The sequence below is a fragment of the Microbacterium lacusdiani genome (genome assembly GCF_054779895.1).
Genome location: NZ_BAAGXJ010000003.1, coordinates 291,469 through 304,756 on the forward strand (window position 1 = coordinate 291,469; position 13,288 = coordinate 304,756).

Genomic DNA, 13,288 nt, shown 5'->3' on the forward strand with positions numbered 1-13,288 from the left:
GGCCCCGGACGCGTCCGGGGCCTTCGTCGTGTGCTCGCCGCCCTCAGGCGAGGTGGGTGAGGCGCCCCGCGATCATCGTGGCGTGCACCGGCATGGTCCTCAGGTCCGGCTCCGAAGCCGTCAGCGCGTCGTGGGCGACGACCGCGAGATCCGCAAGAGCGCCCGGCTCGATGCGCGCGCCCGCCAGCGAGCCGCCGTATGTCGAGCCGGCCAGGGCCGTCGCCGGATCGAGACGCTCCTCCGGGCGCCACGGCGCCCGGCCGTCACGGGTCCGAAACACCGCGGCCGCCATCGACGCCCACGGGTCGAGCGGCGCGACCGGCGCGTCCGAGCCCAGCAGCAGGTTCGCCCCCGCATCGCGCAGGGACCGCATCGGATACGCCAAGGCGGTCTGCCCCGGCCACAGCTCGTCGGCGAGGTCGCGGTCGTCGACCGCGTGGGCCGGCTGGATGCTCGCGCCCACGTCGAGACGCGCGAACCGCGCCAGGTCGGCATGGCGCACGAGCTGCGCATGCTCGATCCGGCCGACGGCCCCCGTCGTGCCGAAGGCGTCGAGCGCGCGCGTGTTGGCGACATCCCCGATCGCGTGGATCGCGCATCCGATCCCGGCCGCGGTCGCGGCGGTCATGAGCTCCACGAGCTCGTCGTCTCCGACCGTGAGCACGCCGTGGTTGGCGGGGTCGTCGGCATAGCCGTGCGAGCACGCCGCCGTGCGCGTGCCGAGCGACCCGTCCGTGATGACCTTCAGAGGGCCGACCCGCACCAGCTCGGACGCGTCGAGGGGATCCCCGGAACGCAGGCCCAGGGAGATCGCGCGGTCGAGGTGCTGCGGGTAGATGCCGAAGTCGACGCGCAGCGCGTCGAACCCGCCGGCCAGCCGGCGACGCCACGGGTCCTCGTTCCACGTCATGTCGAGGTCCACGAGCCCGACCAGGCCGCGCCCGGCCGCCGCCTGCGCCGCGCGCGCCACGGCCGCGTCCCCGTCGGCGACCGGCACGTCGTTCAGCACCCGGGCGATCGCGAACGCCGCCTCCTCGCGCACGACGCCCACGCCGTCCGACGCGATCCCCTCGCGCCGCAGCGCGGCCGAGTTCATCCACACCGAGTGCAGGTCGAGGTTGAGCAGGTAGGTCGGCACGTCGCCCGTGACGGCGTCGAGCGCCGCGGTCGACGGCGGCTCGGGCCACAGCGCGTCGCGCATCTCGACCGCGATCCGGCGCCCGTCGGAGCGCACCGGCGCGGCTGCCGCGAGCCGCGCGGCCTCGGCGGGCGACGCGGCGTCCTTCACCGAGACCCGCTCGAGGCCGAGCGCCCACTGCAGCACGTGCACGTGGTGGTCCCACAGCCCCGGGATCAGCCACGCGCCGTCCGCGTCGAGCACCGTGCCGCGCCGGGGCAGGGCGCCCGCGGGCGCGATGTCGGCGATGATCCCGTGGGCGAGGTGCACGTCGTACCGGGCGCCGGGATCGATCGCCGCGAGGGGAAGCAGCTCGCGGCCCTCGCCTGCGATCCGGACATCCGAGATCACGTCCACGCGGGCGCCACGCGCCGCCGTCATCGGGCTTCCTCCTCGGCGCGGGCCCTCGCGGCCGCGCGCGCGTCCTGGCTCCGGCGCATCTCCTCGGCCAGCGCAGGGTTGCGGAACGGGCCGTCGCCCGCCAGCTCGCCGATGATCGTCTCCACGACCTCGTCGGGCCGGTTCTGGCTGAGCTTGCGCTTGGCGGTCACGCGCGTCGGGGTCAGGCGGAAGCCGACGGTGCCGCGCTCGAGCCGCTCGACGAAGTCGCGGTCGTTCGGACGCTCCCACATCAGCCGCGGGTCGTTGCGGCGTGACTCGAAACGAGCGACGAGCCGGTCGAGCACCGCGAGGTTCTCCTCGGTGCTCAGGATCTCGGGGACGCCGGCGAGATGCGCCGAGACGAAGTTCCATGTGGGGACCGCCGGGCCGTCGCCGTACCAGCCGGGCGAGATGTAGCCGTGCGGCCCCTGGACGACCACGAGCAGCTCCCGCTCCCCGAGCCCGTGGATCGCATCGTCGGGCCGGCCGACGTGCCCCACGATCGTGAGGTCGTCGCGCGCGTCGTCCAGGAGCACGGCGTAGTGGGAGGCCACGAGGCCCTCATCCGTGTCGCTGACGAGCGTCACCCACGGGTTCCGGTCGATCAGCCGTCTCAGCTCGCCCACATCGGTGAACGCGAAGCTCGGGTTCTGGCGCATGCGACCGATCGTACGGCGGCGCTCAGCGCTGGCAGCGCGGGCACCAGTACAGCTTGCGGGCCTGCATCTCCTCGAGCACGATCTCCGTGCCGCACACCCGGCACGGCAGCCCCGCGCGGTGGTACACCCAGTGGCGGTCGTCGCGGTGGGCCATGGCGCGCCGCCAGGCGTCCCCCTCCAGGCCGTCCATCGTCATCATCTGCCCGGTCTCGACGCCGATCCGCAGCAGGCCCGCCCAGTCGCGCCACAGCCCGCGCACGACCTCCTCGGGGATCGCCCTGCCCGGGGTGTGCGGATCGAGGTTCGCGCGGAAGAGCATCTCGGCCCGGTACACGTTCCCGATGCCGCTGACGACGGCCTGGTCCATGAGCAGCTGACCGATCGCGACGTTCCGCCGCCGCACGGCGCGCACGAACCGCTCCTCGTTCCCGACCGGGTCGCCCACGAGCGGATCCGGTCCGAGGCGCGCGATCACGGCGTCGACCTGCTCCGGGGTCTCGACCACGCACGCGGTCGGCCCGCGCAGATCGGCGCACGTGACGTCGGTCATCAGGCGGAGCCGGACCTGGCCCACGACGGGCGGCGGCCACTCGGCGTCGGGCGCCTCCAGGCCGTCGGCCTCGTCGAGCCCCTTCGTCTGCTCCGACATCCGCACGTGCACGCGGGTGCGGCGAGGGGCCCCGATGGACGCGAGCGAGTTCTCCCCCGCGTCGTCGAACACCGGGCGGTCCTCCGGCGCGGCGAGGTCCGTGCCGCGCTGGTTGGTCTGGCCCATCCGGCCGTTGGCCGCCGCGATCGTCGGGTCGACGAGGATCTCGCCCGCGAAGTCCCACGCGCCGTACAGCCCCAGGTGGACGCGCAGCCAGATCTCCTCGTCGAACTCGAGGAACATCTGCTTGCCGACCGCGCGCGCCTGCGTCGGCACGCGCCCGTCGAGCTCGGCCGCGCCCGCGGCGAAGCGTCCCTGCGGGCTGGATGCCGTGACGGGCCGGCCGACGAAATTGCGTGCGAACTGCCGCGCGATGCGATGGACGGAATGGCCCTCGGGCATCAGGCCGCGCGCGGGTCAGGCTCGAGCGTCCCGTCCGTCTCGTACGCGGCGATCTGCGCGATGCGGCGCACGTGACGCTCGTCGTTCGAGAACGGCGTCTCGATGAAGCGGTCGATGAAGCGCACCACGTCGTCGAACGAGTGCTGCCGCGCGCCGATCGCGATCACGTTGGCGTCGTTGTGCTCGCGGGCGAGCTCGGCCGTCGCGATGCTCCACACGAGCGCCGCGCGCACTCCCGCGACTTTGTTCGCGGCGATCTGCTCGCCGTTCCCGGAGCCGCCGAACACGATGCCGAGCGCGGGGACGCCCGCCGCCTGGTCGCTCACGACCGCCTGGGCCGCGCGGATGCAGAACGCCGGGTAGTCGTCGACCGGGTCGTACTCGATCGGCCCGTGGTCGACGACCTCGTGCCCCTGGGAGGCGAGGTGGTGCTGCAGCTGGGTCGAGAACTCGAGGCCGGCGTGGTCGGTCGCGATGTGGATGCGCATGGGGACGATCCTATTGACTCGAATCAGGGCAGGATGCCCGCGGCCGCGGGCTTGAATCCGGCGCGGACGTTCTCACAGCAGCCTGGACGGCAGACGTCGAACCACGGCCCCAGCGCGGTCCGGTGCGGGCGCTCGGAGACGGGTGTGCCCCGCAGACGCTCCTCCACGAGGTCGACCAGCCCTGACACGTATGCGGGGTCGACCCCGGGCGTCGGCGTCCGCACCGCGCGGATGCCCGCATCCGCCGCGGACTGCATCGCCTCGTTGTCCAGGTCCCACATGACCTCCATGTGATCGCTCACGAACCCCAGCGGCACGATGGCCACGGCTTCGGCTCCCGCGTCAGGCAGCTCGGCGATCACGTCGTTGATGTCCGGCTCGAGCCACGGCTGCGAGGCGGGGCCGGAGCGGGACTGGTAGACGAGCTTCCACGGCACGTCGGCGGCCTCCGGCAGACGCTGCGCGATGTCGGCCATGACCGCCTCCGCGACGGCCAAGTGCTGGGCAGCGTAGGCGCCGCCCTCGCCCCAGTCGACGTCGCGCGGGCCGGAACGCTCCGCGTCCTGCATCGGCACGCTGTGGGTCGAGAACAGCACGGTGATGCGCTCGGGGGCCACGCCGTCGGCGAGGAACCCACGCACGGCCGCCTCGACGCCGTCGACGAACGGCTGAACGAATCCCGGGTGATCGAAGAACTGACGGACCTTGTCGATCGTGACGCGATCGCCCAGTCCCGTCTCCGTCAGGACGCGCGCGAAGTCCTCGCGGTACTGGCGGCAGCTCGAGAACGAGCTGTAGGCGCTGGTGGCGATCGCCAGGAGGCGGCGATCGCCCGCGGCGTCCGCGGCCGTCACGGCCTCGTCGAGGAACGGCGCCCAGTTCCGGTTGCCCCAGTACACCGGGAGGTCGAGCCCGCGACGCGCGATCTCGGCCTCGAGGGCCGCCTTCAACGCTCGGTTCTGCGCGTTGATCGGGCTGACGCCGCCGAAGTGCCGGTAGTGGGTGGCGACGACCTCGAGCCGCTCGTCCGGGATGCCGCGGCCGCGGGTCACGTTGCGCAGGAACGGGATGACGTCGTCCTGCCCCTCCGGGCCGCCGAAGCTCGCGAGAAGGATCGCGTCGTACGCGACCGGCGTCTCGATGAACGGCTCCCCCGACGATGCAGCCGCCGAGGCGAACAGCGGGCCTCGCTGCTCGAGGGTCGCTGCGGTGGTCTGGGTCTCGTCGCGCTGCTCGTTCACGTGCTCCATTTTCTCACCTCTGTAGAAGTCCGGGGACGCGGCGCATCCGGCTTCCGTGAGCGCAGAGGCCCGACGACGTAGGCTTGACCAGTTGCCGCCTGCACCACGGGCGGCCGCACCCCCCGACCCAGATCCCACGGGAGCTCATCAGTGCCTGGAGAGAACCTCACCCGCATCGAAGCGCATGAGCGCCGTGCCGTCGTCGACACGCGCTCCTACGAGGTCTCGCTCGACCTCACGAAGGGCGCGGAGATCTTCGGATCGCGCAGCGTCGTGCGATTCGCGGCGACCCCCGGAGCGTCCACCTTCATCGACCTGATCGCGCGCGAGGTGCGCGAGATCACGCTGAACGGCCGCGAGCTCGACCCCGCCGCCGTCTTCCACGACTCGCGCATCCAGCTCGACCAGCTCGAGGAGGAGAACGAGCTGGTGGTGGACGCGGACTGCCTCTACACGAACACGGGCGAGGGCCTGCACCGGTTCGTCGACCCCGTCGACGACGAGGTGTACCTGTACTCGCAGTTCGAGGTGCCGGACTCGCGCCGGATGTTCGCGGTGTTCGAGCAGCCCGATCTCAAGGCGACGTTCCAGTTCACCGTCACGGCCCCCGCCGGATGGAAGGTCGTCTCCAACGCTCCGACGCCCGAGCCGATCCCCCACGACGACGGCCAGAACGCCACGTGGGGCTTCGCGCCCACGCAGCGCATCTCGTCCTACATCACGGCGCTCGTGGCGGGGCCGTACGAGGAGACCCGCTCGGAGCTCACCAACTCGGAGGGCCGGGTCATCCCCCTCGGCATCTTCGCGCGCAAGAGCCTCTGGCAGCACGTCGACGCCGACTACATCTTCGAGAAGACGCGCCAGGGCTTCGCCTACTACGAGGACAAGTTCGGCTACCCGTACCCGTTCGAGAAGTACGACCAGCTCTTCGTGCCCGAGTTCAACGCCGGTGCGATGGAGAACGCGGGCGCCGTGACGTTCACGGAGACGTACGTCTTCCGCAGCAAGGTCACCGACGCCGTCAAGGAGCGGCGCGTCGTGACGATCCTGCACGAGCTCGCGCACATGTGGTTCGGCGACCTGGTCACCATGAAGTGGTGGAACGACCTGTGGCTCAACGAGTCGTTCGCCGAGTGGGCCTCGACCATCGCCACCGCCGAGGCGACCGAGTGGACCGAGGCCTGGACGACGTTCAACGCCATGGAGAAGACCTGGGCCTACCGCCAGGACCAGCTCCCGTCCACGCACCCCGTCGTCGCGGAGATCAACGACCTCGAGGACGTCCAGGTCAACTTCGACGGCATCACGTACGCCAAGGGCGGATCGGTGCTGAAGCAGCTGGCCGCCTGGGTCGGGATCGACGCGTTCTTCTCGGGCGTCGGCGCCTACTTCGCCAAGCACGCCTTCGGCAACACCGAGCTGAGCGACCTGCTCGTCGAGCTGGAGCGGACCAGCGGGCGCGACCTGTCCGGATGGTCCGCGAAGTGGCTCGAGACCGCCGGCGTCAACACGCTGTCGCCCGTGATCGACGAGGCGGCCGACGGCACGATCTCGCGCTTCGCGATCACGCAGACCGCCCCGGCGGACTACCCGACCATCCGCCCGCACCGCCTGGGCATCGGGTTCTACGACCTCGTCGACGGCGCGCTCACGCGCACCCACCACGTCGAGCTCGATGTGGACGGGGACCTCACGGAGGTGCCCCAGCTCAAGGGCGCCCGCCGCCCGGCGCTCGTCCTGCTCAACGACGAGGACCTGGCCTACGCCAAGATCCGCCTGGACGACCGCTCCCTGGTGACGGCGATCGACCACCTGGCCGACATCGCCGACCCGCTGGCCCGGTCGCTCGTGTGGGGCGCCGCGTGGGACCAGACCCGGGACGCCGAGTCCGCAGCGGCCGACTACATCGACCTCGTGCTGCGCAACATCGGCCGCGAGACCGAGTCGACCACGATCCGCACCACGCTCGCGCAGCTGCAGCTCGCCGCGAACGCGTACGTCGCGCCCGAGGGCCGCGAGGCGGCGCGCGCGAAGGTCGCCGAGGGACTGTGGCGGCTGGCGCAGGCCGCGGAGGCCGGCAGCGACGCGCAGCTCCAGTTCGTGACGGCCTTCGCCTCCGCCGCGTCCACCCCGGCGCAGTGGGAGACCGTCCGGCAGCTCCGCTCGGGCGAGATCGCGCTCGACGGCCTCGCGATCGACACCGACCTGTCGTGGCAGCTGCTGGTCTCCCTCGCGGCCGGCGGCATCGCCGACGACGCCGCGATCGACGAGGCCCTGGCCGCCGACAACACGGCGAAGGGCGGCGAGTTCGCCGTGCAGGCGCGCGCCGCGATCCCCACCCCCGAGGCCAAGGCCGCGGCGTGGGCGTCGCTGGTCGAGCAGGACACGCTGCCGAACACGCTCGTGCGCGCCGCGTCGGTCGGCTTCGTGCACCCGGCGTCGCGGCACCTGCTGCCGGAGTACACGACGCGCTACTTCGACATGCTGCTGCCCATCTGGGAGTCGCGCTCGTACAAGATCGCCGAGTACCTGTGCGAGCTGCTCTACCCGGCGCCGCTCGCCGACGCCGAGCTCCTGACCGCGACGCGCGCCTGGCTCGCCGAGAACCCCGAGGCCCCCGCGGCGCTGCGCCGCATCGTGCTCGAGAACCTCGCGGGCGTCGAGCGCGCGCTGGCCGCCCAGGCGCGCGACGCCGAGTGATGGTCGTCTGACCCGCCTCGATCTCCCGGCGAGCCCCGGCACCGCGCACAGCGGGCGCCGGGGCTCGCCGCATACGCTGGAGGGGATGACTCCCACGATCGCCACCGACACCGCCGAAGACGTCAAGCCCTTCTCCGAGCAGGCGCTCGCGCTGCTGATCGAGATCGGCTGGAAGCTCGTCCACATCGCGGCCATCATCCTGGTGTGCGCGCTGATCGCGTGGCTGCTGCGTTCGCTGATCCGGCGCGTGGTCGACCGCATCGTCCGCGGCGCCAAGAGCCGCGCCAAGGTCGACGACACGCGTGCCCTGGAGCGCTCCCCGCTCGCCTCCGTGCGACTGGTGCAGCGCACCCGCACGCTCGGCTCCATCCTGCACAACATCGTCAACACGACGATCGTCATCATCGCGCTGATCCTGATCGTGAAGGCGATCGATCCGAACCTGCTCGGCTCGTTCGCGCTCATCAGCGCGGCGATCGGCGCGGGCCTCGGCTTCGGCGCGCAGAACATCGTCAAGGACGTGCTGAACGGCATCCTGATCGTCGCCGAGGACCAGGTCGGCATCGGCGACGTCGTCGACCTCGGGCTCGCGACCGGCGTCGTCGAGTTCGTCAGCGTCCGGATCACCCACGTGCGCGACGTGAACGGCACCCTCTGGTACGTCCGCAACGGCGAGGTCACGCGCATCGGCAACATGTCGCAGGGCTGGTCGCGCGTCGTGATCGACCTGGGCCTGCCCGCCGACGTCGACATCGACGAGGTCGAGCACGCGCTGCTCGCCACCGCGGAGGAGCTCGCGAAGGACGCGCGCTGGCGCTCCCGCATCGTCGACCACCCCGAGGTGTGGGGGCTCGAGTCCGTCGACGGGGACACGCTCAGCATCCGGCTCGTGCTGCGGGCCAAGCCCAGCGCGAAGGACGACGTCGCGCGCGAGCTCCGGATGCGCCTGCGCGACGCCGTGCACGCCCTGGGACTGGAGCTGCCGTCCCTCACGACCGTCACGCTCGAGGGCGCCGACGGCGCGCTGCGCGTGCGCGGCGCGAACCCGCCCCGCACCGAGCCCCAGCCGCTGCCGGAGCGCCCGTCGTGGCGGCCCCGGGGCAGGAACGGCGCGGGACCTGTCACGAAGCCGGCCGCCGAGGACGCCGGGGCCGACGCCCCGGTCGACGACACGGCGCCCTCCTCCGACGCCCCCGAGCTCGCGTCCGACGGCGACGGCCCGCACCCGCACGGAAAGGACACCGCGCTGTGACGATGGGAATCCGGCCCGAGGGCCACGGCGAGCACCCGTCGACCACGTTCTACGAGGCGGTGGGCGGCCACGAGACGTTCGTGAAGCTGGTGGACGTGTTCTACCGCGGCGTCGCGGAGGACCCGGTCCTCAAACCCATGTACCCCGAGGAGGACCTGGGCCCAGCCAAGGAGCGTCTCACCCTGTTCCTCGAGCAGTACTGGGGCGGCCCGACGACGTACAGCGAGAACCGCGGCCACCCGCGCCTGCGCATGCGGCACATGCCCTTCCACGTGAACCCCGACGCGCGCGACCGCTGGCTGAAGCACATGCGCAAGGCGGTCGACGAGCTCGGCCTGTCGCCGCTGCACGAGGCCACGCTCTGGGACTACCTCGAGCGCGCCGCCCAGGCCATGGTCAACACGTTCGAGCCCACACCTCCCTCCGGTCGTTGAGCGGAGCCACGAAGGAGCGGAGTCGAAACGCCTGAAGCCGCCGCCCGGGCTAGAGCGAACTCCCGGTGCGGCGCACGGGGGTGAGACCCGTGGCGGCCGGGCCGCGGGTGAGGATATGGCCGCGGTGCAGCGTCACGCGCGTCCATCGGCCCGACGACGTCACGCGCGCGTCCTCCTCGCCCCCGATGAAGCCGAGCGAGAACGCGGCGAACGCGACGCCGAGCGGCAGGCCGAGCAGCGCCTCGTCGGGGGCGCCCCAGACGTCTCCCCGGATGGCGCGGACCACGTCCTCGCCGGCGTCGGTCGGCACCCGCTCCGCGACCGCGGCGATCCCCCACTGCGCGCGGGACGCGAGCGTGGCGGCGGCGATCGTGCCGACCGGCTCCCAGCCGGCGCGCGGCGGCGCGATGCCGGCCCAGGCGGGCGCCAGCGCGGTCTCCGGCAGGCCCAGCGCGGCGGCGTCGTCGGTCTCGGAGAGCTCCGACACCACCAGGTCGCACTGGAGCTCGGGGTCGGCCGCGACGACGCGCATCCCGATCACGGTCGGGGTGCGGTCCAGAAGCCCTCGGGGCGCGAGCGCGGCCGTCGACATGGCGAGCACGCCGCCCGCCGCCTGCAGCCGCACGCCCTCGTCGCCGGTCCTCGCTGCGCGGCGCGCGAAAGTCAGGGCATCCTGGGCGGTGGGGGCGTCTGCGAGGACGAGGCGTGCGGTCACTGGATCAAGCCTAGGCGTCCGAAACCTAGACTGAGCAGGTGACAGACGCCACCCGACCGGATGCCCCCGCTGCCGACCCGATCGACGTGCTCCTCCGCGTCCTCTCGCTCGGCGAGACCGGCGCCCGCACGAGCGAGGACATCTTCACGGGCTCGTCCCACCCGATGCCCGGCGGACGGGTCTTCGGCGGCCAGGTGCTGGGCCAGTGCGTCGTCGCGGCGGGGCGGACGCTCCCCGACGATCGCGCTCCCCATTCGTTCCACGGCTACTTCCTGCGCCCCGGCGACGTGCGCAAGCCGCTCACGTTCGCCGTGGACCGGATCCACGACGGCCGATCGTTCTCGCGGCGCCGCATCCAGGCGTTCCAGGACGGCGAGCCGATCTTCTCGGGCATCGCCTCGTTCCAGGATGAAGACCCCGGCCTCGAGCACCAGCTGCCGATGCCCGACGTGCCCGGGCCCGAGGATCTGCCGGGTCCGTCCGACGTCGTGCGCGGGCGTCCGGAGGCCGCCCTCATCATCCGGGCGAACCCGATCGAGGTGCGCCACGTCGAGGGCGACATCTACCTCGAGGCCGCGGAGCGCGCGCCCCGGCAGGCGGTGTGGACGCGCCTGCGGCGGCCGATCGGGGACGACCCGCTGCTGCACCGCGCGGCGCTCGCGTATCTCACGGACTTCACGATCCAGGAGTCCGTGCTCCGCGCGCACGGGCTGTCCTGGGCGACGCCGGGCATCAAGACCGCGAGCCTCGACCACGCGATCTGGTGGCACCGCTTCGGGCGCGCCGACGAGTGGATGCTCTACGTGCAGGAGTCGCCGAGCGCGCGCGGCGGGCGCGGACTCACGCAGGGACGCCTGTACGCCCGCGACGGCGAGCTGCTCGCCACGGTGGCGCAGGAGATCATGCTGCGCGTGCCCGAGCGCGGCTGATCAGCCGCGGGACCTCACGCCTGGTTCAGGCAGGCCTCGAGCGCGACCCAGCCGAGCATCGCGCACTTGATGCGCATCACGTACTTCGCGACGCCCTGGAACGCCGCCGCGTCCTCGAGCGACTCCGGCGGCTCGCCGGCGCCACGGGAGCGCAGCATGGTGCGGAACTCCTCGATGCGCTCGAGTGCGTCCGCCTTGGGCGCGCCCGCGAGCATGTCGGCCATGACCGACGCGGACGCCATCGAGATGCTGCAGCCCTGCCCCTCCCACACGAGCTCCGAGATCCGCCCGTCGGCGTCGAGCGTGACGCCCATCGTGATCTCGTCCCCGCAGGACGGGTTGAGCTCGTGGTGCGTGTGCGCGGTCGTGGACGGGTCGCCCTTGCCGACCGGGTTGCGGGAGTGATCCAGGATCAGTTCGCGGTACAGGCTCTCGAGCTCGGCGCTCATCGGTCCGCTCCGAAGAATCCGCGCACCTCGGCGAGGGCCGCGCCAAAGCTGGCCACGTCGTCGGCGGTCGTGTACACGTAGGCGCTCGCCCGCGTGGTCGCGGCGACGCCCAGCGCGCGATGCAGCGGCTGCGCGCAGTGATGTCCGGTGCGCACGGTGATCCCCCGATCGTCCAGGAACTGGCCGACGTCGTGCGCGTGCACGCCGTCGACGACGAAGCTCACCAGGCCGGCGCGCTCGGCGCCCGCCTGCGGGCCCACGAGCCGCACGCCCGGCACGGCGAGGACGGCGTCGACGAGCAGGCCGGCCATCTCGGCCTCGTGCGCGCGGACGCGGTCCATGCCGATGCCGGAGAGGTGCTCGGCGGCCGCGCCGAAGCCGACGGCCTGCGTGACCGGCTGCGTGCCGGCCTCGAAGCGCTGCGGCGACGGCAGGAACTCGGCGTCGTCGAGCGTCACGGTGGTGATCGTGGACCCGCCGGTCCGCGCCGGGGGCAGCGCGTCGAGCAGCTCGGCGCGTCCGTACAGGGCGCCGACGCCGGTCGGGCCGAGCATCTTGTGGGCCGAGAAGGCGGCGAAGTCGACCCCGAGGGCGCCGAGGTCAAGCGGGAGGTGCGGCGCGGACTGGCACGCGTCGAGGACGGTCAGGGCACCCGCCGAGCGGGCGATCTCCACGACGTCGGCGACCGGGGCGATGTGGCCGGTCACGTTCGAGACGTGCGCGAAGGCGACGATCCGCGTGCGATCCGACACGAGGGCCGCGAGGTCGTCGACCGACCAGACGCCGTGCTCGTCGACCGGCACCGCGCGCAGGATCGCGCCCGTGCGGCGCGCGAGGCGCTGCCACGGGATGAGGTTGGCGTGGTGCTCGGCCGTGGTCACGACGATCTCGTCGCCGGGCTTCAGGGCCAGCTCGGGCGCGCCGAGCCCGGCGGACGCGTCCGACAGGCCGAGGGCGACCACGTTCAGCGCGTCGGTGGCGTTCTCGGTGAAGACGATCTCGCGCTCCCCCGCGCCGACGAACCTCGCGATCCTCTCGCGCGCGCCCTCGAACGCCCAGGTCGCCTCACCCGTCGCCATGCTGGAGCCGCGGTGCACGGCCGCGTACTCGGTGCGCGCGAAGGCGTCCTCGGCCTCGAGCACGGCGTCCGGTCGCTGGGACGTCGCCGCGGAGTCGAGGTAGACGCGGTCCGCGTGCGCGCGAAGGTACGGGTATCGCTCGCGCGCGAAGGCGTCGGCGGTGCTGATGGTCATGAGGCTCCCTGGTCGGCGAGAAGGCCGTCTTCCAGTCTCCCGCATCCTGAGGCCGCGCGGGTCGTCGCGGATGCGGTCAGCGGCGGCCGAAGGCGATCGGCTCCTCGACGTACGGCGCCCAGGCGTCGCGCACGGCCGCCGGAAGCCATGTGGGCCGGCCGCTGGCGGTGTCGACGAGCACCACCACGGCTGAGGCGCGGGCGTAGAGCTCCTGCGGCTCGCCGCCGGCGGGACTGAACACCTCGTAGCAGACCTCGGCGCTCGAGCCACCGATCCGCCCCAGCCACAGCTGCACGTCGAGCGGCTTGTGGCCGTACGGCACCGGCTTGAGGTACTCGATCTCCTGCCGTGCGATGAGGGTCGCGACGGCGCCGCCGCCCTCAAGCACGTCGGCGTCGAATACGGCCGTGGGCGCCTGGTCGGCGGGATCCTCGGACCGCCAGAAGGCGCGCAGGCGCGCCTCCTCGAGCAGCTTCAGCATCGACGTGTTGTTCACGTGCCCGAGCGCGTCGAGGTCTCCCCAGCGACGGTGGATCGGGATGTGGACGCGGGTCATGCG

13 protein-coding genes are annotated in these 13,288 nt (G+C 72.6%); 4 read left to right on the forward strand and 9 right to left on the reverse strand.

Features of this window, described 5'->3' with window-relative positions; translation table 11 throughout:
• Positions 1 to 43: 43 nt before the first annotated feature.
• The 5 genes from ACYVGN_RS03495 to ACYVGN_RS03515 are packed head-to-tail and all read right to left on the reverse strand — an operon-like array spanning position 44 to position 5,006.
• On the reverse strand, positions 44 to 1,558 hold the full coding sequence (locus ACYVGN_RS03495) for an amidohydrolase (protein ID WP_460788793.1): 1,515 nt from the start codon (positions 1,556 to 1,558) through the stop codon (positions 44 to 46).
• Entirely contained in the window at positions 1,555 to 2,217 is a 663-nt protein-coding gene (locus ACYVGN_RS03500; protein ID WP_460788795.1) for an FMN-binding negative transcriptional regulator, read from the reverse strand. The genes ACYVGN_RS03495 and ACYVGN_RS03500 overlap by 4 nt, the downstream gene beginning before the upstream one ends.
• A 22-nt stretch (positions 2,218 to 2,239) precedes the next feature.
• Complete coding sequence (locus ACYVGN_RS03505) at positions 2,240 to 3,268, reverse strand: Fpg/Nei family DNA glycosylase (protein WP_460788797.1); 1,029 nt, start codon at positions 3,266 to 3,268, stop codon at positions 2,240 to 2,242.
• Complete coding sequence (locus tag ACYVGN_RS03510; RefSeq protein WP_055991326.1) at positions 3,268 to 3,756, reverse strand: ribose-5-phosphate isomerase; 489 nt, start codon at positions 3,754 to 3,756, stop codon at positions 3,268 to 3,270. The genes ACYVGN_RS03505 and ACYVGN_RS03510 overlap by 1 nt, the downstream gene beginning before the upstream one ends.
• A 23-nt stretch (positions 3,757 to 3,779) precedes the next feature.
• Entirely contained in the window at positions 3,780 to 5,006 is a 1,227-nt protein-coding gene (locus tag ACYVGN_RS03515; protein WP_134745492.1) for a ferrochelatase, read from the reverse strand.
• Positions 5,007 to 5,147: 141 nt separating this feature from the next.
• On the opposite strand from ACYVGN_RS03515, the gene pepN reads away from it, so the two are divergent.
• The 3 genes from pepN to ACYVGN_RS03530 all read left to right on the forward strand — a co-directional run bounded on the left by pepN (position 5,148) and on the right by ACYVGN_RS03530 (position 9,383).
• The gene (gene pepN, locus ACYVGN_RS03520) at positions 5,148 to 7,697 is read left to right on the forward strand and encodes an aminopeptidase N (RefSeq protein WP_460788799.1); all 2,550 of its coding nucleotides are present in this window, start codon (positions 5,148 to 5,150) and stop codon (positions 7,695 to 7,697) included.
• Positions 7,698 to 7,782: 85 nt separating this feature from the next.
• Positions 7,783 to 8,949, forward strand: coding sequence for a mechanosensitive ion channel family protein (locus ACYVGN_RS03525; protein WP_460788802.1), 1,167 nt, complete (start codon positions 7,783 to 7,785; stop codon positions 8,947 to 8,949).
• A gap of 2 nt (positions 8,950 to 8,951) precedes the next feature.
• Entirely contained in the window at positions 8,952 to 9,383 is a 432-nt protein-coding gene (locus ACYVGN_RS03530) for a globin (RefSeq protein WP_055991320.1), read from the forward strand.
• A 49-nt stretch (positions 9,384 to 9,432) separates the two neighbouring features.
• Here ACYVGN_RS03530 and ACYVGN_RS03535 read toward each other — a convergent pair whose 3' ends face one another.
• Positions 9,433 to 10,098, reverse strand: a complete 666-nt coding sequence (locus ACYVGN_RS03535; protein ID WP_055991317.1) for a hypothetical protein — start codon at positions 10,096 to 10,098, stop codon at positions 9,433 to 9,435.
• 38 nt (positions 10,099 to 10,136) lie between these two features.
• Between ACYVGN_RS03535 and ACYVGN_RS03540 the strand changes: the two genes are divergently transcribed.
• The gene (locus tag ACYVGN_RS03540; RefSeq protein ID WP_055991314.1) at positions 10,137 to 11,027 is read left to right on the forward strand and encodes an acyl-CoA thioesterase; all 891 of its coding nucleotides are present in this window, start codon (positions 10,137 to 10,139) and stop codon (positions 11,025 to 11,027) included.
• Between the two features lie 14 nt (positions 11,028 to 11,041).
• On the opposite strand, the gene sufU is transcribed toward ACYVGN_RS03540, so the two are convergent.
• From sufU to ACYVGN_RS03555, 3 genes are all read right to left on the reverse strand, one after another.
• A complete protein-coding gene (gene sufU / locus ACYVGN_RS03545; protein ID WP_055991311.1) occupies positions 11,042 to 11,476 on the reverse strand; it encodes a Fe-S cluster assembly sulfur transfer protein SufU in 435 nt (144 codons plus the stop codon).
• Positions 11,473 to 12,729, reverse strand: a complete 1,257-nt coding sequence (locus tag ACYVGN_RS03550) for an aminotransferase class V-fold PLP-dependent enzyme (RefSeq protein ID WP_082543103.1) — start codon at positions 12,727 to 12,729, stop codon at positions 11,473 to 11,475. The genes sufU and ACYVGN_RS03550 overlap by 4 nt, the downstream gene beginning before the upstream one ends.
• Before the next feature lie 76 nt (positions 12,730 to 12,805).
• A complete protein-coding gene (locus tag ACYVGN_RS03555; RefSeq protein WP_460788805.1) occupies positions 12,806 to 13,285 on the reverse strand; it encodes an acyl-CoA thioesterase in 480 nt (159 codons plus the stop codon).
• Positions 13,286 to 13,288: the final 3 nt, after the last annotated feature.

What these genes read in the sequence shown, in the direction of transcription:
- ACYVGN_RS03530 (WP_055991320.1), top strand. Translation starts at nt 8,952, where the DNA reads ATGGGAATCCGGCCCGAGGGCCACGGCGAGCACCCGTCGACCACGTTC.
- sufU (WP_055991311.1), bottom strand. Translation starts at nt 11,476, where the DNA reads ATGAGCGCCGAGCTCGAGAGCCTGTACCGCGAACTGATCCTGGATCAC.
- ACYVGN_RS03555 (WP_460788805.1), bottom strand. Translation starts at nt 13,285, where the DNA reads ATGACCCGCGTCCACATCCCGATCCACCGTCGCTGGGGAGACCTCGAC.
- ACYVGN_RS03525 (WP_460788802.1), top strand. Translation starts at nt 7,783, where the DNA reads ATGACTCCCACGATCGCCACCGACACCGCCGAAGACGTCAAGCCCTTC.
- ACYVGN_RS03495 (WP_460788793.1), bottom strand. Translation starts at nt 1,558, where the DNA reads ATGACGGCGGCGCGTGGCGCCCGCGTGGACGTGATCTCGGATGTCCGG.
- ACYVGN_RS03550 (WP_082543103.1), bottom strand. Translation starts at nt 12,729, where the DNA reads ATGACCATCAGCACCGCCGACGCCTTCGCGCGCGAGCGATACCCGTAC.
- ACYVGN_RS03510 (WP_055991326.1), bottom strand. Translation starts at nt 3,756, where the DNA reads ATGCGCATCCACATCGCGACCGACCACGCCGGCCTCGAGTTCTCGACC.
- ACYVGN_RS03515 (WP_134745492.1), bottom strand. Translation starts at nt 5,006, where the DNA reads ATGGAGCACGTGAACGAGCAGCGCGACGAGACCCAGACCACCGCAGCG.
- ACYVGN_RS03505 (WP_460788797.1), bottom strand. Translation starts at nt 3,268, where the DNA reads ATGCCCGAGGGCCATTCCGTCCATCGCATCGCGCGGCAGTTCGCACGC.
- ACYVGN_RS03500 (WP_460788795.1), bottom strand. Translation starts at nt 2,217, where the DNA reads ATGCGCCAGAACCCGAGCTTCGCGTTCACCGATGTGGGCGAGCTGAGA.